Source organism: Xanthomonas translucens pv. undulosa (genome assembly GCF_017301775.1).
Taxonomy (GTDB): domain Bacteria; phylum Pseudomonadota; class Gammaproteobacteria; order Xanthomonadales; family Xanthomonadaceae; genus Xanthomonas_A; species Xanthomonas_A translucens.
Genome location: NZ_CP063993.1, coordinates 170,845 through 191,284 on the forward strand (window position 1 = coordinate 170,845; position 20,440 = coordinate 191,284).

13 protein-coding genes, 5 tRNA genes and 3 pseudogenes are annotated in these 20,440 nt (G+C 64.8%); 13 read left to right on the forward strand and 8 right to left on the reverse strand.

What is annotated here, in order from left to right:
- Positions 1-32: 32 nt before the first annotated feature.
- From ISN38_RS20740 to ISN38_RS00560, 3 genes and pseudogenes are all read left to right on the forward strand, one after another.
- A pseudogene (locus tag ISN38_RS20740) lies at positions 33-1,532 on the forward strand (condensation domain-containing protein); the annotation flags it as partial.
- Positions 1,533-1,911: 379 nt separating this feature from the next.
- Positions 1,912-2,979 (forward strand): annotated as a pseudogene (locus ISN38_RS20745) (AMP-binding protein); the annotation flags it as partial.
- A 65-nt stretch (positions 2,980-3,044) separates the two neighbouring features.
- Positions 3,045-4,928 (forward strand): non-ribosomal peptide synthetase, encoded by a 1,884-nt coding sequence (locus ISN38_RS00560; RefSeq protein ID WP_206712010.1) that lies wholly within the window; start codon positions 3,045-3,047, stop codon positions 4,926-4,928.
- A gap of 264 nt (positions 4,929-5,192) precedes the next feature.
- Here ISN38_RS00560 and ISN38_RS00565 read toward each other — a convergent pair whose 3' ends face one another.
- Entirely contained in the window at positions 5,193-6,203 is a 1,011-nt protein-coding gene (locus ISN38_RS00565) for a helix-turn-helix domain-containing protein (protein WP_230811686.1), read from the reverse strand.
- Between the two features lie 490 nt (positions 6,204-6,693).
- Here ISN38_RS00565 and ISN38_RS00570 point away from each other — a divergent pair, with 490 nt between their 5' ends.
- Positions 6,694-7,200, forward strand: coding sequence for a VOC family protein (locus tag ISN38_RS00570; RefSeq protein WP_047324911.1), 507 nt, complete (start codon positions 6,694-6,696; stop codon positions 7,198-7,200).
- Positions 7,201-7,218: 18 nt separating this feature from the next.
- Positions 7,219-8,544 (forward strand): aminotransferase-like domain-containing protein, encoded by a 1,326-nt coding sequence (locus ISN38_RS00575; RefSeq protein WP_241753972.1) that lies wholly within the window; start codon positions 7,219-7,221, stop codon positions 8,542-8,544.
- A 146-nt stretch (positions 8,545-8,690) separates the two neighbouring features.
- Here ISN38_RS00575 and ISN38_RS00580 read toward each other — a convergent pair whose 3' ends face one another.
- Positions 8,691-9,827 carry an alpha-hydroxy acid oxidase gene (locus tag ISN38_RS00580; protein ID WP_058358684.1) on the reverse strand — a complete coding sequence of 379 codons (1,137 nt, stop codon included), beginning with the start codon at positions 9,825-9,827 and terminating at the stop codon, positions 8,691-8,693.
- A gap of 316 nt (positions 9,828-10,143) precedes the next feature.
- On the opposite strand from ISN38_RS00580, the gene ISN38_RS00585 reads away from it, so the two are divergent.
- Positions 10,144-10,710, forward strand: a complete 567-nt coding sequence (locus ISN38_RS00585) for an aminotransferase class III-fold pyridoxal phosphate-dependent enzyme (protein WP_230938570.1) — start codon at positions 10,144-10,146, stop codon at positions 10,708-10,710.
- A gap of 894 nt (positions 10,711-11,604) precedes the next feature.
- Here ISN38_RS00585 and ISN38_RS00590 read toward each other — a convergent pair.
- Entirely contained in the window at positions 11,605-12,930 is a 1,326-nt protein-coding gene (locus ISN38_RS00590) for a glycoside hydrolase family 10-like protein (protein WP_003470263.1), read from the reverse strand.
- Between the two features lie 386 nt (positions 12,931-13,316).
- On the opposite strand from ISN38_RS00590, the gene ISN38_RS00595 reads away from it, so the two are divergent.
- The 6 genes and pseudogenes from ISN38_RS00595 to ISN38_RS00620 all read left to right on the forward strand — a co-directional run.
- Positions 13,317-13,592 (forward strand): hypothetical protein, encoded by a 276-nt coding sequence (locus tag ISN38_RS00595; protein WP_003470262.1) that lies wholly within the window; start codon positions 13,317-13,319, stop codon positions 13,590-13,592.
- Positions 13,593-13,828: 236 nt separating this feature from the next.
- Positions 13,829-14,980: an SPFH domain-containing protein gene (locus tag ISN38_RS00600; RefSeq protein WP_058358685.1), complete on the forward strand. Its 1,152-nt coding sequence runs from the start codon at positions 13,829-13,831 to the stop codon at positions 14,978-14,980.
- A 19-nt stretch (positions 14,981-14,999) separates the two neighbouring features.
- Entirely contained in the window at positions 15,000-16,367 is a 1,368-nt protein-coding gene (locus ISN38_RS00605) for a TFIIB-type zinc ribbon-containing protein (protein ID WP_206712011.1), read from the forward strand.
- Positions 16,364-16,615, forward strand: a complete 252-nt coding sequence (locus ISN38_RS00610; protein WP_003470259.1) for a hypothetical protein — start codon at positions 16,364-16,366, stop codon at positions 16,613-16,615. Before ISN38_RS00605 ends, ISN38_RS00610 begins: the two co-directional genes overlap by 4 nt.
- Positions 16,616-16,670: 55 nt before the next feature.
- A complete protein-coding gene (locus tag ISN38_RS00615) occupies positions 16,671-16,907 on the forward strand; it encodes a hypothetical protein (RefSeq protein ID WP_058362117.1) in 237 nt (78 codons plus the stop codon).
- A gap of 341 nt (positions 16,908-17,248) precedes the next feature.
- Positions 17,249-18,616 (forward strand): annotated as a pseudogene (locus ISN38_RS00620) (efflux RND transporter permease subunit); the annotation flags it as partial.
- 104 nt (positions 18,617-18,720) lie between these two features.
- Here ISN38_RS00620 and ISN38_RS00625 read toward each other — a convergent pair.
- The 5 genes from ISN38_RS00625 to ISN38_RS00645 form a co-directional block, all read right to left on the reverse strand.
- A tRNA-Glu gene (locus ISN38_RS00625) sits at positions 18,721-18,796 on the reverse strand.
- Between the two features lie 47 nt (positions 18,797-18,843).
- Positions 18,844-18,919: transfer RNA gene (locus ISN38_RS00630), tRNA-Ala, on the reverse strand.
- 105 nt (positions 18,920-19,024) lie between these two features.
- Positions 19,025-19,100, reverse strand: a tRNA-Glu gene (locus ISN38_RS00635).
- A gap of 48 nt (positions 19,101-19,148) precedes the next feature.
- Positions 19,149-19,224, reverse strand: a tRNA-Ala gene (locus tag ISN38_RS00640).
- Positions 19,225-19,758: 534 nt separating this feature from the next.
- Positions 19,759-19,845, reverse strand: a tRNA-Leu gene (locus ISN38_RS00645).
- Positions 19,846-19,980: 135 nt separating this feature from the next.
- Here ISN38_RS00645 and ISN38_RS00650 point away from each other — a divergent pair.
- Positions 19,981-20,361: a response regulator gene (locus ISN38_RS00650; protein WP_003470256.1), complete on the forward strand. Its 381-nt coding sequence runs from the start codon at positions 19,981-19,983 to the stop codon at positions 20,359-20,361.
- Positions 20,362-20,440 lie beyond the last annotated feature (79 nt).

The window sequence follows — 20,440 nt, forward strand, 5'->3', positions numbered from 1 at the left end:
CCACTCCCATTGCAGGCGTCCCGAGTTTTTCAATGGATCGACCTTTGAAGACGTTGCCGGCCTCGTTCGCACAACAGCGCCTGTGGTTTCTGGCAAGGCTCGACCCACGTGGCAGCACCGCCTATCACCTGGCGGGCGGACTGCGCTTGCACGGCAGCCTCGACGAAGACGCCTTGCACGCCGCGCTGGACCGGATCGTGGAGCGACACGAAGTGCTGCGCACCTGTCTGGTCGAGGTGCAAGGCCAGGTCAGGCAACGCATTCTCGAAGTAGCCGGATTCCCCCTGCAGCGGACGGATCTGGGCGGCCACGCACAGTCGGCCGCATGCGTCGACGCATGCGCGCGCGACGAGGCGGGCCGGCCGTTCGATCTCGCGCACGGCCCGCTGATCCGCGGGCATTTGCTGCGTCTGGACGACCAGCAGCACGTGCTGCTGGTGACGATGCACCATCTGGTGTCCGATGCCTGGTCGATGGGCGTGCTGCTCAAGGAGCTCGGCACGCTGTATGCCGCATTTCTGTGCGGACATCCCGATCCATTGCCACCGTTGCCGGTGCAATACGCCGATTATGCGATCTGGCAACACAAGCGACTCGGCAGCGATGCCGTGCAACGACACCTCAGCTACTGGAAGACCCAGCTAGGCGGCGCGCCGACGCTGCTGCCGCTGCCGCGGGATCATCCGCGCCCCGCGCTGCAGGACTATGCCGGCGCCAGCGTCGAGTTCGTGCTGCCGGAACCGGTGACACAGGGATTGCTGGCGTTGGCCCGATCGCATCGCTGCTCGCTGTTCAGCATGCTGCTGGCGGCGTGGGCGCTGCTGCTGTCGCGGCTCAGCGGCGAAGCGGATCTGGTCATCGGCACCGCCGTCGCCGGCCGCACGCGCAGCGAGATGGAGCCCTTGATCGGCCTGTTCGTCAACACCGTGGCGCTGCGCTTCCAGGTGCCTGCGCAGGCCACGCTGAGCGACTGGCTGCAGCAGGTGCGCGATGCGGTGTTGAGCGCGCAGGACCACCAGGACCTGCCGTTCGAGCGGGTCGTCGAGGTCGTGCAGCCGCCTCGCGCGCTCGGCCATACCCCGATCTACCAGGTGATGTTCGGTCTGGATGCGATGCAGCAAGACCAGTCGTTGACCTTGCCCGGTCTGGAGGTCGCACCGCTGCGCAGAGGCCAGGACAGCGCCGAATTCGATCTCGCCTTGTCCATGCAGCATCACGGCGACACGCTCGGCGGGCGTCTCGCTTATGCCACCGCACTGTTCGACGGCGACAGCATGCAACGCCACGTCGCGCAGTTGCTGCAGTTGCTGCAGGCCATCGGCACGGACGCCAATCCGCGCTTGGCGCAGTTGCCCTGGCTGCCGCAGCAGCAACGCGATCAGCTGCTGCACGGCTTCAACGCCACCGAAGCGCCGCTGCCGCCAGTCGCGACCCTGATCCAGGGCCTGCTGGCCCAGGTCCAGCGCGCTCCCCAGGCAACTGCGCTGATCGATGGCGATCTCAACCTCAGCTATGCGCAGGTGTGGAACCGCGCCGCTTGTCTGGCCGAACACCTGCAACGGCAGGGACTGCAGCCCGGCCAGCCGGTGGCGCTGCTGTTGCCGCGCTCGGCCAGTCTGGTCATCGCGCAACTGGCCGTGCTCAGGTGCGGCGCCTGCTATGTGCCGATGGATCCGGAGCAGCCCACCGAACGTCTCGGCCAGTTGCTGCGCGACTGTCGTGCTCGGCTGGCCCTGATGCATGCGCAGACGCCGCTGCTAGACGTTCCGGAGCTGCTTTGCCTGGATCCGGATCAGTTGGCGCTCGATGCGCCAGCGACCCTGCAGCAGGTGGTCACCCATCCGCTCGCGCCGGCCTACGTGATGTACACCTCCGGCTCCACCGGCTTGCCCAAGGGCGTGACGGTGTCGCATGGCGCCGTGCTCAACCTTGTCGTGCAGGACGGACCGGCCCGTCTGCAGGCCAGCGACCGCGTCGCCTTCGCCTCCAACCCGGCCTTCGACTCGGCCACGCTCGAGGCCCAGCGAACGCCTGGCCTTCCTGCTCACCGACAGTCGCCCGCGCGTGGTGCTGACCTGTCGCGAACTGCGAGAGCGGCTTCAGTCCATCGGCAGTGCCATGCCAAGCATCAGCGTGCTGACCTTGGATCTGGATGCCGATGCGGATCGGCACGACCCCGGCGCACCGACCGTCCCCGGGCTATGCCCGGACAACCTGGCCTATGTCATCTACACCTCCGGCTCCACCGGCCAGCCCAAGGGCACGTTGCTCACTCACGCAAGTGCCGCCCATTACCTGCAATGGGCCATCGCCACCTATCGTCCGTTCCCCAGCGCGGTGGTGTCTTCCTCGTTGGCCTTCGATGCCACGCTGACCAGCCTGCTGGCGCCGCTGCTGTGTGGCGCACGGGTCGAACTGCTACCAGAGCACGATACGCTCGACGCCTTGCGCCAGCGCCTGTGCGATCCCACCCCGCTGGGCTTGGTCAAACTCACCCCGGCCCATCTGGAAGCGCTCGGACAGCAACTGGCCGATCATCCAGGACCGCTCAGCCCGGCAGTGATGGTGATCGGCGGCGAAGCCTTGCCCGCAGCAACACTCGCACGCTGGCAGACCCTGACCCCACACACGCGGATCATCAACGAATATGGCCCTACCGAAACCGTGGTCGGCTGCGTGGTCCACGACACCACCAGCGAAGACACACTGCACCCTAGCGGCCGCGTGCCGATTGGCAAACCGATTGAGCATCTGCGCATCCACGTGCTCGATGCGCACGATCAGCTGGCCCCGATCGGCGTCGCCGGGCAGCTGCATACCGCCGGCCCGCAGCTCGCCCGCGGCTACCTCGGACGCCCCGACCTGACCGCCGAACGCTTCGTTCCCGATCCGTTCGCAGAACAACCCGGCCAACGCATGTACCGCAGCGGCGACCTGGCCTGCTCGCGTGCCGACGGCACATTGGACTTCCTCGGCCGCAACGACGACGAGGTCAAGCTACGCGGCTTCCGTATCGAACTCGGCGAGATCGCGGCGTCGTCCAGGTGGCAGACGACCTGCCGCTGCACACCCCGGCGCAGCAGCAGCAGCCGACGCACGCCCCGCCCTGCGAAACGGTGCAACCGCTGCCGGCCAGCGTGCATGCGGCCTTTGCGCAACAGGCGCAACGCACGCCCGCTGCGCCCGCCGTCTGCGACGGGACGCTGCAGCTGGACTACGCCGATCTGGATGCGCGCTCGGACGCCTTGGCGCAGCAGCTACGTGCTGCCGGCGTCGGCGCCGGCGCCACGGTGGCGACGGTATTGCCGCGCAGTGCCGCCCTGGTGATCGCGCAGTTGGCCATCCTCAAGTTGGGTGCCGCCTACCTGCCGCTGGAACCGCAACAGCCCGCCCTGCGCCTGGCGCAATTGGTGGAGGATTGCCGCGCCGCCGCGCTGCTGCATCCGCCACAGGCACGTCCGGCCTGGGCCGGCGCACTGCACTGCCTGGCGGTCGACGTGCATGCGCCGACCGCCACAGCGGAGCGGTTCTCTGCTGCGGCGGTGCCGGGCAACGCACCTGCCTACGTCATGTACACCTCCGGCTCCAGCGGTGTGCCCAAGGGCGTGGCCATCACCCATCGCGGCATTCTCAATCTCGTCGCCGCGCCGGACTACGCCGATTGGAAAGCGCAGGACCGCTTCGCCTTCGCCTCGAACCCGGCGTTCGACTCCACCACCCTGGAAGTCTGGGCGCCGCTGCTGTGCGGTGCCTGCGTGGTGGTGGTGCCGCAGGCGGTGGTGCTCGATCCCAGCGCATTGGCGAGCTTCGTCCGCACGCAAGCGATCAGCGTCCTGATCCTGGTGGCCGGCGCGCTGCGGGCGTACGCACCGCAACTGTCAACCTCCCTGCCCAGATTGCGGTATCTGATCACCGGCGGCGATGTCGCCGATCCGCATGCGCTGTCCCTGCTACTGGGTTCTGCCGAGGCGCCGGAGCAAGTGCTGCAGACCTACGGACCGACCGAGACCACCCAGTTCGCCACCACCCTCGCCCTGCGCCAGCCACCGCCGGATCGGCGTGTTCCGATCGGGCAGCCGATCCGCGACATGCAGGTGCGCCTGCTCGACGCCCGCGGCAAGCCGGTGCCCATCGGCATTCCCGGCGAACTGCATCTGGCCGGTGCCGGCCTGGCCCAGGGCTACGTCGGGCGCCCCGACGCGACCGCCGAACGGTTCGTGCCGGATCCGCATGCCACCGCACCCGGCGAGCGCATGTATCGCACCGGCGACCTGGCCCGCTGGCGGGAAGACGGCAGCCTGGATTTCCTCGGGCGCGCCGACGCGCAACTGAAGTTGCGTGGCTTCCGCATCGAGCCGGGCGAGATCGAGGCCGTGCTCGGCACCCACCCGCAGGTGGCGCAGGCGGTCGTGCATGTCCAGCTCGATCTTGCCAATCAACCGCGCCTGCTGGCGTACATCGTCGCGGACGCCGCAGCCGAAGAAACCACGCTGTGCCAGCGCCTGCGCCCCTGGCTGATCGACCGATTGCCCGACTACATGCAACCGGCCGCCTACATCCCGCTGCCACGGCTGCCGCTCACGGCCAACGGCAAGCTCGACCGCAACGCATTGCCGAGCGACGCCGGCCAGGCGCGCAGCGGCGAAGCGGCGCAAGGCGCGAGCGAGCAGGCCTTGGCGCGCCTATGGTGCGAGCTGCTCGGCCTGGAGACGATAGGCCGCCACGACGATTTCTTCGAGGTCGGCGGTCATTCACTGCTGGCGGTGCAACTGATCGCACGCATCGAGTCGCAGCTGCAGCGACGCATCGCCGTTTCGCAACTATTCGCCCATTCCAGCGTGGCCGCGCTCGCGGTCCTGCTGGACGCCACCGAGATGCACAGCGACGACATGATCACGACCAGCGACCGCGAGGACTACTTCGCATGAGCCGGTTCGATCCGCGTACGCCCGTGTCCGCCGTTAAGCGCAGCCCAGCTCGACGGCAACGCCTGCCCCACGCGCTTTCCGTCAACGCGGCCGCAGGATGCACCTGGTATGCCGCGACGTCGAACTAGTGCAATGCCGGCCCGAACAATGCGCACTTGCGGAATGTGGCGGCCACGCAACGGTCGCTGCTCGCGACCAGATTGCGCATCGGGCAATCTGGTCGTGAGCAGCTTTATTCGCTATCGACCGTGATTCGTGCGCCGATCAATAATCGCCACGGCGATACCGCAGCGGCGACGCCCCCATTTGCTGCTTGAATAGACGACTGAAATGCGGGCAACTGCTGAAACCGAAAGAATAGGCGATTCCCGTAATACTCAAATTACTGGAACCACGCAGCTCCTGCGCACATTGTTCGATTCGCCGCCGCCACAGGTAACCGTTCAAACTCTCGCCGTTGCCGCCCTTGAATGCGCGGTAAACCGTGCGCTTGCTCCACCCGAGCGCACGCGAGATGGTGTCCGGAGACAGCTTCGGGTCACGCAGATTGCGCTCGACGAACTGCAACACCATCTCGCGCGAGGGCCGGTTGGGTTCCGCCTGAGGCTTCGCCACGGCGGCCTCCTTGAACGCCAGCTCCAGCAGTTTGATCATCGCCTGCGCAAAGAATTGCCCGCTCTCCGGATTGCAAAGATCTGGCTCATTGAATAGGCGTTCGACGAAACTGCATGCCAGACGCTGCATCGGCGCCGGCCTACAACGCCGATGTGAGACGACGCCATCCATCATCCTGATCGCATGCCGCGGCTTCTCGAACCAGATGAAATGTTGTTCGACACTGGATTGATTGACGATGCGCAACGCGCGCTGGATCGGCAGCACCACCATCTCGCCGGCCCGCAACCGCAACGGCACGCCATCGTGCACGAACTCGCTGGTGCCCTTTGATTGCAGCGCGATCAGGATGCGGGGATGACGTTCGGCATTGCCGCCGAACGTGAATTCCAGCGCGTGTCCGCTGGCCGACACCTTGGAAACATGCAAGGCGCCCAGGCGTAATCGGGTGACGGAACCCTGGAACGCCGATTGCGCGGCATCGAAGGAAAACGTGTGCCGCCCGGGCGTGTCGTCAACATCCGCACCGACCGAGCGTGCCATCCACTCGAGCCAGCGCAGCACACGCTCGCCAGGGTGAACGTGCGAGGTGGAAAACGCATTCACTATATCCAACGATGACGCAGACTGCACATCCGGTGCGCAACGTGAAATTTCCATTTGTGCTCGGTGTGACTTATTCATTCCATCCGGCCCTCAGGAATCAGGTTGTGGCGCCGGCATGCTAGGCAGGCACTGCGTCCTTTTCGTGACAGGTTCGTAAAAATTCGTCATTGATTTGTAGAAATGAAATTTATCCAAATTAAATTTTCGGTTTGAATGCGGATGTCATGTAATGGAAATGCGACGAATTCCACGGCATTCGCAAATATATAAAGATGAATTATTTTTTATAAATCCAACGTTAATCCATACGGAAATAGCGAACCGCCGCTTCGGATTCACCGCATGGTCGCCTGCATGTCACAGCCTTTTCTTAATTGCGGATCATCCTGGATGCTTGCTTCTGAGCACCGCATGCACCTGAATTCTTCTCCACGCCTGCGCCGATGCAGAACGACTCAGCTTCGACGTCAACGCATACGGGCTGGCCAAGATGCCACTGTCGTCGGCAACGCAGCGCCTTTCCCGATGACATACGGAGCGTTCGATGACCAAGAGTATTCAACAACCCGATACTGCGCCGCGTTACCACAAGATCGATCACATCGCACTGGCGGTCAACGATCTTGAAGCAGCGATCACGCTGTTCCGCGACCAACTCGGCTTTGTATTGACCGGGCGACGCCACATCAGCGGCAAGACAACCGGCATGCTTTCGGCTGAGATGCAGCATGGCGACCTCATGTTCGTGCTGTGCCAAGGCACCGAACCGCAATCGCAGGTGTCGCGACTGATCGAGAATCACGGCGTGGGCGTCGCCCATATCGCGCTGCGTGTCGACGATGCCCATGCGGCCGCCAAGCACCTGCGCGAACGCGGCCTGGCCTTCGACACCAACGTAATCGAAGGCCAGGGGCTGCGGCAGACCTTCTCCAAACGCGACGAGGTCACTGGACTGAGCTTCGAATTCATCGAGCGCAGCGGCGAAGTCGGCTTTCAGGATGCCTCGGTCAACGAGCTCTTCGCGCAATTGGAGCGCAGTGGCGCCTATTGACCGAACATCTCGCACTTCATGAGCCAGCCGATGCCAAACACAAACGCCTCCCAAGCGGCCGGCGATCGTCTGAAGGTGATGAACTTTCTCAACGAGGTGTCGTCCCGACACCCCAACGCCATCTCGTTCGTTTCAGGACGTCCAACCGACAGCTGCTTCGATCTACAGGCCTGGATGCGTGCTGTCCCGCGCTTCGCCGCGCACTTGGCGCAGCGTCACCCCATCAGCCAGGCAGGTGCGCTAGATCTGATCGCGCAGTACGGAACCACCCAGGGCATCGTTGAAGATCTGGTGGTGGCCCAGCTGGCCGTGGACGAAGGCGTACCGGCCAGCACCGATCGCATGCTGATCACGGCGGGTTGCCAGGAAGCGCTGCACTTGTGCGTCACCGAATTGTGCCGACAGCCGAACGATGTTGTGCTGGTACGCAACCCTACCTATATCGGCATCACCGGAGTCGCCGACAGCCACGGCATTGCCATTACCGCGTTCAATCGCGGCGGCCGCGCCGACGCCGAGGCACTGGCCGAGACGCTGGCCGCACTGAACGCTGCCGGGCAGCGCGCACGCCTGCTCTATCTGGTGCCGGATTTCGACAACCCCACCGGAACGGTACTGCCATACGCTCAGCGCGAAGCGATCATGGCGCTGTGCGCCGCGCACGGCATCCTCATCCTGGAAGACAATCCCTACGGGCTGTTTGCGTTCGAGGCAGAACGCGTACCCACGATGCGCGCATTGGACAGCCATGGTTGCGTCATCTATCTGGGCACCTACTCCAAGACGCTGTGCCCAGGCCTGCGCGTGGGCTTCCTGCTGCTGCCGCCGACGCTATTCGGCAGTGCGGCAGCGGCGGGCGCCATGCACCAGGCGCTGATACGGCGCAAGAGTTTCGGAACGCTCAACACCAGTCAGGTCACCCAAGCCATCGTCGGCGGCGTGCTGCTCGAACACGGCGGCAGCCTGGCGGCCTTGATCGAGGCCCCGCGTGTCCTATACCGGCGCAATCGCGACCGCATGCTGGAATGCCTGGCGCACGAACTGGGCGACATGACCCCGCAGATCCATTGGAACGTTCCGGCAGGCGGTTTCTTCCTGGTGGTCACGCTGCCGTTCGTGTTCGCCGCCGAAGAAGCCGCGTGTTGCGCGCGCGAATGCGGCGTGCTGGTGATGCCGCTGTGCTTCTTCGCGATCGATGGCAGTTGCCGCCAGCAAGTACGCCTTGCCTATAGCAACGTGGCGACCGACCGGATCGCCGAAGGCATCGCGCGGTTCGCGCGATTCGTGCGCCATCGACTGCATGCGGACAATGGCCTGCGCCAGTTGGCGCCCAGCCTTCCGTAATAGATCCCTGAGCCCCCCGTTGCCCGGTAATGCGCATTCGCGCAACGCAGGCACAACGCGAGCAGACCCGCCAAGCGATCTCCATTACCGTGGTGAAGACGCGGTTCCTGGGCGTCCACCAGCTGACAGCGCTGCGCCGAATGCAATCAATCCAGGACGACCGAGCGAGCGATCTCTGCGATCCGGGTCCGTCCGCACAAGGCCATCGTCAATTCCAGTTCACGCTGGATCAACGTCAACACCCGCGCCACGCCCTGCTCGCCCAGCGCCCCGAGCCCATACAGCCACGCACGGCCGATATAAGTACCGCACGCCCCGAGCGCCAGCGCCTTGAGCACGTCCTGGCCACAACGGATGCCGCTGTCCATGTGGACCTCGGCGCGGCCGGCAGCGAGCTCGGCGATCGCAGGCAGGGCGCGAAGACTCGAAACGGCCCCATCCAGTTGTCGTCCTCCGTGATTGCTGACCACCAACGCGTCGGCGCCGGCCGCCAACGCCTGCCGCGCATCTTCCGCATCGAGCACGCCCTTCACCACCAGCATCCCACCCCAGCGGCTTCTGATCCAGGCCAGGTCGTCCCATCCCAGACTGGCGTCGAACTGGCGAGCGGTCCACTCCGCAAGCGTCTGCAGATCGCCTCGATCAGGCGCGTACTCAAGCAGATTGCCGAAGCAACGGCGGCGCGTGCGCAACATTCCCAGTGCCCAGCGCGGATGGCTGAGGAAATCCAGCAGCACAGCAGGCCGCAAGCGAGGTGGCACGCTCAGCCCATTGCGAAGGTCGGCATGGCGCTGGCCCAGGAACGGCACATCCATCGTCACCATCAACGTGCTGCAACCGGCAACGGTGGCACGCTCGATCAACGCCGCGACGATGCCCCGATCACGCAGCGGATAGAGCTGAAACCAGCAAGGCTGGCGCACACTTGCGCAGACCTGCTCCAGCGAGCAGATGCTCATCGTCGACAAGACGAACGGCACGCCAAACGCCTCGGCCGCGCGCGCACCGAGAATCTCGCCATCGGCGCGGATCAGGCCAGCCAGTCCGGTCGGCGCCAGCGCGACCGGCATCGCCACCGGCTGCCCGAGCATGAGCGTGGCCGTGCTGCGCAGCGAAACATCGCAACCGATACGCTGGCGCAGTGCAAGCGCATCGAAATCGCGGCGATTGGCCTGCACTGTCGATTGCGACCAGCTACCGGCGGTCGCATAGTCGTAGAACATGCGCGGCACTCGGCTACGCGCCAAGGCTTGAATATCGTCCAGGCAGGTCAGGGTCTGCATCGTGCGAGCCTAACGCGCGCAGATGACCACAATACGGCGCACATACCCATGCATCGCAGCAGGCCAACCGGCTACGCCGCAGACAAACGCGCGTCACGGCCAGTCAAGATGCCGGCCGAGCATCGCCGTAAAAAGGCCGACATCCACCGCTTGGCAGCCAGCGCCTGGCGCGGCGTACGGCAACCGTTGGCCGCTGGTGGATGCGACGTGCCCCACAACGTCGCTCGCCTTCAGCATCGGGCAGGCAGGACGGATGCGGGATCGACGCATCCGGCCTTGCTGGGGCGGGATGCTGCTGTCACGAATCGAGACCGATATGAACGACCCTCGCCAACTGTTTCAGCACCATGAATCCAATGTGCGCAGCTATTGCCGCGCGTTCGACGTACTATTCGTCCGCGGTGCGGGCAGTGAGCTGTTCGATGCGCAATCATTGTCAGGCCTCGGCTTGCCGTTTTCGCTGTTGTTGGTGGCTCCCGAGCACGACAGCTGGCTTCCCGGAGAACACACCGGCACCTTCCGCGGCAACAACCATGCCATGCTCACCGCGACCGTGGCGCTTCGCAAATTCTGGACAGACGATGCGCTCTGCACGCAGATCGACAGGCGTGGCCAGATCGTGGCCCAGGCGCTGACACGCATGGCGGAGCACGTGCCGGAAGCACGGCTCAAGGGACGCGGCATGTTCATGGGGCTCGATCTGCGCACGCGCGAACGTGCTGCCTCCGCAAGCGCACACGCATTCCGCAACGGACTGTTGATCGAAACCGCAGGGTCGCGCGGCGAGGTGCTGAAAGTCATGGCCCCATTGACCACGCCCGATGCGTTGCTGCACGAGGGCCTGGAGATCCTGTCGCATGCGGTGCTGTCGGCACGCGGATAACATGCGAAAGGAGGGCGTCGAGCTCTCCAGGCTCGGTCACAACGTCCGCCTCGTCGTTTTACGCCAACGCGCGCGCGAAGTGCCAGGCCTACTGGCCCTGGCGCAGTGAGTTTGGTTCGTGAAGGTACGGCAGCTTGCGCTTGCTCATAAGTACTCTCGTAGCTCGATCGGCGCCGGGATGGGCCGACATCGTTACCCCCTGATCGCCGGGTCGCTCAACGCATACCACTGCTGCAGGAAGTGGATCTTCAATGACCTGGCCCAGCTCGCCTATGGCGGATAAACCGAAGCCGACCCTCAATACGCGCCAGCGAGCACCCCAGCGTCGCGGCTGTTGGTGGCACATGAGCGCGCCTGATCGCGTAGACCTGTCCAGCAAAAAGCCCAGCGCATCGGCTGGGCCGTTGGTGGCAAGACCAGTCGCAGACCTTGCAAAGGCGATCAACTGAAACGTCTGTGGCGGATCTGCTCGCGTTCTTGGTTGGTCAAGTCATCAATGTGGATGTAGTGGACTCCTTGACCGCGCGGTGTGCTGAGAAGCTGCGACTCGATCTCGTCCTGGCTATGGTCGGGCGATGACATCACGATGCGGGACTTTCTGATTTAGCGCTGCGGCTGCGCACCGGGTCATCTGGGTTTCGCTGCTGCTCGAAGGGTTTCGCGTACTACGCTCAGTGGACCAGATGGGCTGCGATCAGCTTGGCGCATTGGTTGCTGATTTCGATCTCGAGGGTCGGCAGGAATTCGTGAAAAATTCTTTTCTGACGGTGATTTGCTCACTTTTGGCTGTTTTTTACACAAATCCCTACCGACCCTCATGTGGCGGCGCGACCGCCCAGCGCCGCGCCCCGTTCCCTGAGTTGCAGCAACAGACAAGATGTTCTCCGTACTGGGCTAAGGCGCTTGCCAACGCAGCCTCAGATACTCCACTACCTGCTGGGTCTGTGGAGCAGCCAGGAAGCCTTGGCGAAACAACATGCATCCGTGCACTTGCGGCAACGATGCATTCACGTCCAATTGCCTGGCGATCTCCGGCACCCCGCCCTCCACGGTCCAATCCGGCTCCAGCGGATTGGCGATGCCGACCTTGTACAAGGCCATGCCGATATACAACTGCACGCGATAGCCGCGCACGGTCTCGGCCCACCAGCGGGCGATCGTGTCGTAGCGCACCGCCGTGCGTGCAAGCGGCCAGTAGATCTGCGGCACGATGTAGTCGACGATCTCTTCGCGGACCCAACGACGTGTATCGGCGTACGCGCTATCGAACGCGGGAGCGCCCGCCTCGGTGTCCGATCCAAGTGGATCGTCCTGATGGTTGCGCCATACGCCGGCCGGGCTGACGCCGAAGGCCACGCCGGGCCTGATCACGCGGATGGTTCTGGCCACATCGCGCATCAATCGATAGGTATTGTTGCGGCGCCAATCGCCTTTGTCGGCGAATCCCGCTCCATACGTTGCGTAGGTTTGTGTGTCGTCGAGTGGCGATTGCAGGGATTCTGTATAGAAGTAGTCATCGAACTGCACGCCGTCCACGCGATAGCAGATCACCAGTTCCGCCACCACCTCGCAGATCCAGCGGCGCACGGCCGGGATTCCTGGATCAAGGGTTAACCGGTTTGCCGCAACGCCGACCCAGTCGGGGTGGCGCACATACACACTCGCAGGCGAATCGGGCGATACCGTGGTGAGCGCGTCCAGCGTGGACTGATCCAGGCCGGTCGACACCCGGTACGGATTGAGCCAGGCATGAACCTTCAGGCCGCGCGCGTGCGCGTGCGCAAGCAGAAAGGCAAGCGGGTCAAAGCCGGGGTCTTGTCCGAGCACGCCGGTCAAGACTGACGACCACGGCAGGATGCGCGAACGATACAGCGCATCGGCACAGGGCTTGACCTGAAAGACCAGCGTGTTCAAATGCAGCGCCGTCGCCTGCTCGATGATGTCCAGCAACTCCTGCTGCTGAACCCGCACGCGTTCGGCAGGGTCGGCGATCCGGGTAGACGCCGCGCTTGGCCAGTCGAGATTGAACACGCTGGTGACCCAGGTGGCGCGCATCTCGCCGATCACAGGCGCCGCCGCGCGCGCTGGCAGGCCCGTGATCCCGGCCACCACGGCCGCCGACCCCAGGCCGAGGAAGCGCCGCCTGTCGATCCCGGCAGATTCGCTGGCAGGCGCTGCATCAGTGCGCAACGGGTAGCTGTTGCCATCGCTCTCTTTCATAAGCTCTCCTGTAGCGTGAGCATCTGCGCACAAAGCGGCAGTTGCACAGTCGGGCAATGCACCCTAACAAGCGCCAAGTTGGCGCTCAATGTCCAAGTGCAAGATCCTCCGAGCAAGTCACATAGGGTGCATGCAGGCCAAAAAACTATTTCATCCCAGTGCAGAAAAACGGGCTGTCGCGCAGATCGAAACGCGACGTGGACGCCGCTTGCGCTCGATATCCAGGCCAAGCCGAGGGAGCGGATTCTCCTCCCCACGAAGCCTTAACCTCCTCGTCCTATGCTACCGACGCGCCGAACCACGCCTGCCACGCCCTCACGCATATCCGTGACGTACAGAGCACGTCGCCGGCCGCCAACGGACATCGACATCGCAAAGGAGATTCTATGAAGAAGCTGCACATACTCGTGTTCGCCGGATGCCTGCTCGGCCTGAGCCCGCTGGCATCCGCGGAGGTCGTCAATTTGACCAACAGTGCGGATGGGGCCAATCGCGACGCCGGCATTGCCGCGGTAAAGAAGAAGCTGCAGGATGCTTGCACGTCGCGCAAAGGCACGCCGGATCTGGACTCGTTCGAGGTGGTGTTCGAGAAGACCAGCCAGAACCCGGATGTCCCCAAGCCCTATTACGTGGATGGCAAGCTCAAGTGCAATCTGCCGTAAGGCTGCTGCTACCGGCGCTGCACCAGTCCGCGCCTTGAAACCATGCAAGCCGAACAAGGCCCCGCTCCTGCGGGGTGTTGTCTTTCGGCGTGCACTTCCTGCGCTGGCTTCTTCGGCACGAAGCCAGCGACACGCCGGGACCAGGCCGGCGCCGTCCTTCGCGCCCTGCCCACTGCTGATATAGTCCGGTCAGCACGATGGGCATGGTGCCCGTCCACGCATCAAACGGAGTTGTCATGGGCCTGGTACAGGCGTTGGCGGGTGCGGTCGGCGGCGTTCTCGCCGATCAGTGGAAAGACTTCTACACCGTTCCGGTCGGCCTGCCGGCGACAGCTGCGCTGTTCGCCGCGGTGCCGCACGGCACCAATGCGGGTCGTGGCTCAAACACCGGCGCGTCGTCGAACATCATCAGCAACGGGTCGAAGATCGTGGTGCCCGAAGGCTATGGGCTGCTGCTGCTCCAGGACGGTGCGATCACCGGCTTCGTCGCCGAGCCGGGTGGTTACGAATGGCGCTCCGAGGATCCTAATGCGCAGTCGATCTTCGCTGGCGACGGCCTGGTCGCGCCGCTCATCCGGCAGAGCTGGGAGCGCTTCAAGTTCGGCGGCCAGCCGGGTTCGCAGCAAGCCGCATTCTTCGTCTCGCTGAAGGAGCTGCCCGACAATCGCTTCGGCACGCAGTCCGAGATCTATTGGGACGACGGTTTCCTCGGCACCCAGGTCGGCGCGGTGACGCGCGGCGCATATACGCTGAAGATCGTCGATCCGATCCTGTTCGTGAAAAACTTCGTGCCGGCGCGCTATCTGCAGCCGGGCCAGGTGTTCGACTTCACGGATCTCGACAACGCCGCCGCCAACCAGGTGTTCAACGAGGTGATCGGTTCGCTGGCGCCGGCCTTCAGCCTGTACACCAACGACCCGGGCAAGGGCAACCGCATCACCAAGCTGCAGCAGGATTCGCTCGGCTTCGCCACGAGCCTGTCCGCTGCGGTCGAGCAAGCGTACCAATGGCGCTCCGAGCGCGGCCTGGCCATCGTCAAGACCGCGATCGTCTCGATCGAGTACGACGCGAACACGCGCGAACTGCTCAAGACCGTGCAACGCGCCGACGCGCTGGCCGGTGCGCGCGGCAATTCCAACCTGCAGGCGAGCGTCGCCCAGGGCATCCAGTCGGCGGGCGAGCATGGCGGCGCCGCGGGTCTGGTCGGGGTCGGCATGGCCACGGGCATGGTCGGCTGCGTGGGCAGTCTGCAGCAGCCGGTCGCGCCCGCCGCGCCGGCCGCCGACGACGCGGTCGCCAAGCTGAAGAAGGCCAAGGAGATGCTGGACCTCGGCCTGATCACCCAAAGCGACTACGACGCGGCCAAGGCCAAGGCGCTGGGCTTGTAAGCCGCCGGACGCCGCGATCATGTCCGACCCCAGCACCCCGCCGCCGTTGCCGCCGATCCCCCCGCCGTTGCCACCGCGGTCGGCCGCGCCGCCGCCATTGCCGGCGGCGGCGGTGAGCGGCCCCGGCTCGCCGCAGGATGTGCCGCCCCTGCCCGGCAGTTTTCCGCTCGATCCGGCCACCCTGCCCGCTCCGATCCGCGACGAACTGCGGGCGCCCGATCCGCTCGCCATCGACACCGCCGCCAACGCGCTGAAGGACGGCCTCAACCGCTGCCCGAAATGCGGTGCCACCGACATCCGCCCCAAGCTCGGCACCGACCTGCTGGTCTGCCAGTACTGCCGCAACGAATGGCACGGCGCGCGGGTCGAGGAGGTATTCGGGTTCGGCGAAGGTCTCGACGCGCTGCGCGGCACGGTCATCGCTTCGGGTGCGCGCGACATCGCCGCCGACGCCGCCGTCCTGATGAGCTTCAAGTGCAGCGGCTGCGGCGCCGAGGTCACGGTCAACACCGAGAGCACGATGACCGCACGCTGCCACTGGTGCCGCCACGTGTTCGGCGTCAACGAGCAGGTCGCCAACGGCGCGGTGCCCGACGCGGTGCTGCCGTTCCACATCAAAAAGGAGGATGCGGTCGCGCGCATCCGCCAGTTCGTGGACAAGCGGCGCCTGTTCGCGCTGAAGGCGTTCAAGCAGCAGTTCACGCCCGATAACGTAGTCGGCGTCTACCTGCCCTACATGATCGTCGATGGCAACGTCAGCGCCAGCGTGGCCGGCACGGGCGAGATCGAGACGCGCAGGTACACGCGCGGCACGGAAAAGAACAAGACCACGTACTACGACGCCGACGTATACCAGGTGCAGCGGCACGTGGATTTCACCGTAGACGACCTGCCGCTGGAATCGTCTTCCGAGCGCGGCAACCTGGACACCCAGGCCAACACCAACAACATCATCAACACGATCCTGCCGTTCGACACCAAGAATGCAGTGCAGTGGAATGCGTCGTATCTGGCGGGCTTCACCTCGGAAAAGCGCAACCGCGACGTCGAGCAACTGCGGCCGCGGCTGGAGGACCAGTTGCTGTCCATCGCCCGTGCCCAGATCGAAGACTCGGTCGGCCACTACGACCGCGGCGTGCGCTGGGAGCAGGAGCGGCTCGAGGTCCACGGCACGCGCTGGGTGTCGATGTACCTACCGGTGTGGCTGTACTCGTACCGCCAACCCGGCCGCAACGGCGGCATGCTGCACTACATCGCGGTGAACGGCCGTACCGGCGAAACCATGGGCAGCGTGCCGGTGCAGCAGTGGAAGCTGCTGCTGACCGCGCTCACCGCCGGCACCTTCATCGAAGCCATCGCACTGTGGATCCTGGTAGGCAGCTCATGAGCGACGACAGCGGACTCTGGTTGCTGCTGGCCGGCCCGGCCGGCGCGAGCGCGTTGTACTGGACCCTGTACCGGTACTACCGCAACACCGACAAATCGCACGCGTTCGAGCGGGAAACGACGGTCGAGGCCAAGCCGGTGACCGGCTCGGACAGCAAGATCGACACGATCACGGGCACACAGGAAAGTCGCATCCGCGGCGACAATGTGCGCGCGTTCCGGGCGCGCGTGCAGCGGGACACTGGCTGAAGCGCCATCCAGATCCATGCCGCGCCAAGGGGGCTGCTGGCGGTGCAAGCCCGAGATGCAGCGCTGCGACGCGACGCTCCATCCATGGCGCGATGCTTCCGCGCCGATCGCGTGGCGCGCCCTCGCCTATCGCTCAACGCCCTTTGCGCAAGCGTCGCTGCAGCCCCGCGATCTGCCGCGGGCTGAAATCCCGGGCATGGCGCTGAAGCAGTGCGAGGATCGCCGCATGCGCCTCGCCGGTGCGGCGCTGCAGCTCCTGCGCCGCGGCGCGCTCGATCGCCTGCCACTGTGAAGGGGTCTTGCCGGTCTTGCCGGTCGGGCCGGTTGGGCGCTTTGCAGTCAATGCGTTTGTCCGATGATGGAAATCCAGGTTGGCCGGTTGCATCGGCCAAGTGCAACTTTACCGCCAAATCCGTCGTGAACGGGCCGGCCTTGCCGCCGGTATCGCGCACCGACGCGGCGCCCCTGCCCGCGCGGGATTGCGCAGGCATGGCCAAGAAAGCCCAGCGCGATCGGCATCATAGGCAAGGTCCATGGCCGCAGCGGCGGTGAAGCCGACCGGCATACCCGCCTCGGCCAACGCCTGGATCGTGGCTTCGCCCAGGCGCAGTTGCGATGCAGGTAGCCGCATACATGCTGTTGCTGTTGGCTGCAGCCACGACCATCCTGAGTTCGATCCCCTACAGCTTCATGCCCAAGTCCGATCGCCTGCAGTTCCAGATGCCGGTCACCCTGCAGCCGGGCAGCGATTCGCGCGAGACCCTGCGCACCGTGCAGTCGATCAGCCGCTGGCTGGCCGATCGCAAGCGCAATCCCGAGATCGTGGACAGCATCGGCTACGTTGCCGACGGCGGACCGCGCATCGTGCTCGGCCTGAATCCGCCGCAGGCCGCCGCCAACATCGCCTACTTCACCGTCAGCATGCGCCCCGGCACCGACCTCGACGCGCTCATCGCCCGCGTCCGCCAGCACATACGCCAGGGCTATCCCGTCGTGCGCGCCGAGCCCAAGCGCTTCTCAATGGGCTCGACCGAATCCGGCGTGGCGATCTATCGGGCGGCCGGTTCGGACGAAGCGCAGTTGCGCCGCATCGCCGCCGGCATCGCCCAGGCGCTGCGGCAGCTGCCCGGTACCATCGATGTCAGCGACGATTGGGAGATCCGCCTTCCCCGCTACGACGTCCGCGTCGATCAGGTCAAGGCGCGCCGCGCCGGTGTCGACAGCGACGACATCGCCCAGGCCCTGCAACTGCGCTACAGCGGCATCGATGTCTGGGCGATCGCGGAGATTGCGCTGTCTTCGGAACCATCGGCGATCCAGCGCCGCAACCTGAGCCGCGCCATCACCGTCAGCGGGCACAACCCAGGCATGACCACCGACGAGGTCGCCGCCGCCCTGGCCGGCAAGGTCGCCGCGCTGCGCCTGCCGCCGGGCTATCGCATCGAGATGGGCGGCGAGCTGGAGGATTCGGCCGAAGCCAACCAGGCCTTGCTGCAATACATGCCGCATGCGCTGGGCGCGATCCTGCTGTTGTTCATCTGGCAATTCAACTCGTTCCGCAAGCTGTTCATCGTTGTCGCCAGCGTTCCGTTCGTGCTGATCGGTGCGGCGCTGGCGCTGCTCGTCACCGGCTACCCGTTCGGCTTCATGGTCACCTTCGGCCTGCTCGCGCTGGCCGGCATCATCGTCAACAACGCGGTACTGCTGCTGGAGCGCATCGATGCCGAACTGGCCGATGGCCTTGGCCGGCACGAGGCGGTGATCGCCGCGGCGCTCAAGCGCCTGCGCCCGATCGTGATGACCAAGCTGACCTGCATCGTCGGACTGATCCCATTGATGCTGTTCGCCGGCCCGCTGTGGACCGGCATGGCGATCACCATGATCGGCGGCCTGGCGCTGGGCACGGTGGGCACGCTGGGCGTGATCCCAATGCTGTACGACCTGTTGTCCTCGCTACGCAGCGGCCACAGCGCCACGCCGATGGCGCAGGCGAGCGCGTGACCGGCAACAACGGCGACTCGGCGCTCGCAACCCAAGTCGTCCAAGCGGCGCACGCAAAACGCGGACAAAAAACACCCGGACGTGCCGGGTGTCTTGGTATGAAATGGCGTCCCCACGGGGATTCGAACCCCGGTCGCCACCGTGAAAGGGTGATGTCCTAGGCCTCTAGACGATGGGGACGCTGATGCTGTTGCCGCTTTGCGGACAGGCCTAGTGTCCGAAAAAGTTGGTGGAGCCAGCCGGGATCGAACCGGCGACCTCTTGCATGCCATGCAAGCGCTCTCCCAGCTGAGCTATGGCCCCACGTGCACTGGCAGGGACGGAATCTTACCCGATTCCTGTGGAATGTACAAATCCCGCACAAAAAAAGTCCGGCATCGCCGGACTTCAGGTTTCTTGCAAAGAAAATGGCGTCCCCACGGGGATTCGAACCCCGGTCGCCACCGTGAAAGGGTGATGTCCTAGGCCTCTAGACGATGGGGACGCTGATAACGATGTAGCTTTTGCGGACAGGCCTAGTGCCCGAAAAAGTTGGTGGAGCCAGCCGGGATCGAACCGGCGACCTCTTGCATGCCATGCAAGCGCTCTCCCAGCTGAGCTATGGCCCCACGTGTGCTGCTAGGAGCGGAATATTAGCGATGGCGCCCTGTATGCGCAAGCGTTTTTTGAAGTTTTTTTAACGCGGCGAAGCGTGCGATTTCGGCGATCGGCTGTCGCAAGCGCAGAGCGCATGCGTCGATCGCATCGACGCATTCCCCTTCGATCGCATTGGATCGCCAGAAGCTAGGCAGTGTTGGTGTGCCTGGCCAGACAGCCGGGCCGACAACGAAGCACCGCATCGCACATCGGCGCCTATAGATAAGCCAAGCGAACTTCGTATCGGTTTGGCGCGGGAGTTCGCGTACGCGACGCCATGGGCCTAGGCGATGCTGCCAACCCGGGTCCACGCTCCGTCTCGGCAAGGAGCGGATAGATGCCCTGCTCGCCTCCACCATGCACGGACAACCTGCGCCCCCTAGCAGAAGCCGTCGTGTCGATGCGGTCGCCGCGGCCCAGGCGGCGCAGCGCGGTGGCAGGTCGGTGCAGAACATCCAGGACCGATCGCGCAAAAAACAAACGGCAGCCGAAGCTGCCGTAGGTCCTGGTGCCGAAGGTGGGACTCGAACCCACACGCTTTTAAGGGCGGCGGATTTTGAGTCCGCTGCGTCTACCGATTCCGCCACTTCGGCGCGGCCGCGAAGTATAGCCGACAGCAACCGCCTGCGACAGGGGTAAACCCTTCATCTTCGTTGGGATCGCGATCCAACCAGGGCCAGCGTGGCTACCGCTATAATTTCCATTACTCAAACCTTAACGAGCAAGCGATGTCGGCATTGCGGGGCCTGCGTATCCTGGTGGTCGAGAACGACGAAATGAACGCCACACTGCTGGAACTGCAGCTGGCCCAAGCCGGGGCCGAGGTGATCGGCCCTGCCGAGTCGGTGCGCCAGGCGCTTGCGTTGATCGAGCAGGAACGGCCGGACCGGGCGGTACTCGACTTCCGCCTGGCCGCTGGGGAGACCAGCGAGCCGGTTGCGCACGCCCTCACCGAGCATGACATCCCCTATGTGCTGGCCACCGGCGTCGCCGCCGAGTCGCTCCCCACCGGCTTCGCTGCCGGCGTGGTGTTGACCAAGCCCTACCTGTCGGAACAGCTGATCAAGGCACTGGTCGATGCTCACGCCAAGATGACCGCGCGACCTTGACAATCCCGGATCGGGAGCCTGCCCCGCAGGGATCGATTCGAGGGACATCGCCATCAACGCTAACGCCTGCTCGCCCCCT

Excerpts from the sequence above, each read along its gene's own strand:
- ISN38_RS00590 (WP_003470263.1), bottom strand. The coding sequence starts at position 12,930 with ATGAAAGAGAGCGATGGCAACAGCTACCCGTTGCGCACTGATGCAGCG.
- ISN38_RS00615 (WP_058362117.1), top strand. The coding sequence starts at position 16,671 with ATGCAGCGCTGCGACGCGACGCTCCATCCATGGCGCGATGCTTCCGCG.
- ISN38_RS00595 (WP_003470262.1), top strand. The coding sequence starts at position 13,317 with ATGAAGAAGCTGCACATACTCGTGTTCGCCGGATGCCTGCTCGGCCTG.
- ISN38_RS00585 (WP_230938570.1), top strand. The coding sequence starts at position 10,144 with ATGAACGACCCTCGCCAACTGTTTCAGCACCATGAATCCAATGTGCGC.
- ISN38_RS00565 (WP_230811686.1), bottom strand. The coding sequence starts at position 6,203 with ATGGAAATTTCACGTTGCGCACCGGATGTGCAGTCTGCGTCATCGTTG.
- ISN38_RS00575 (WP_241753972.1), top strand. The coding sequence starts at position 7,219 with ATGAGCCAGCCGATGCCAAACACAAACGCCTCCCAAGCGGCCGGCGAT.
- ISN38_RS00580 (WP_058358684.1), bottom strand. The coding sequence starts at position 9,827 with ATGCAGACCCTGACCTGCCTGGACGATATTCAAGCCTTGGCGCGTAGC.
- ISN38_RS00600 (WP_058358685.1), top strand. The coding sequence starts at position 13,829 with ATGGGCCTGGTACAGGCGTTGGCGGGTGCGGTCGGCGGCGTTCTCGCC.
- ISN38_RS00610 (WP_003470259.1), top strand. The coding sequence starts at position 16,364 with ATGAGCGACGACAGCGGACTCTGGTTGCTGCTGGCCGGCCCGGCCGGC.
- ISN38_RS00570 (WP_047324911.1), top strand. The coding sequence starts at position 6,694 with ATGACCAAGAGTATTCAACAACCCGATACTGCGCCGCGTTACCACAAG.
- ISN38_RS00650 (WP_003470256.1), top strand. The coding sequence starts at position 19,981 with ATGTCGGCATTGCGGGGCCTGCGTATCCTGGTGGTCGAGAACGACGAA.
- ISN38_RS00605 (WP_206712011.1), top strand. The coding sequence starts at position 15,000 with ATGTCCGACCCCAGCACCCCGCCGCCGTTGCCGCCGATCCCCCCGCCG.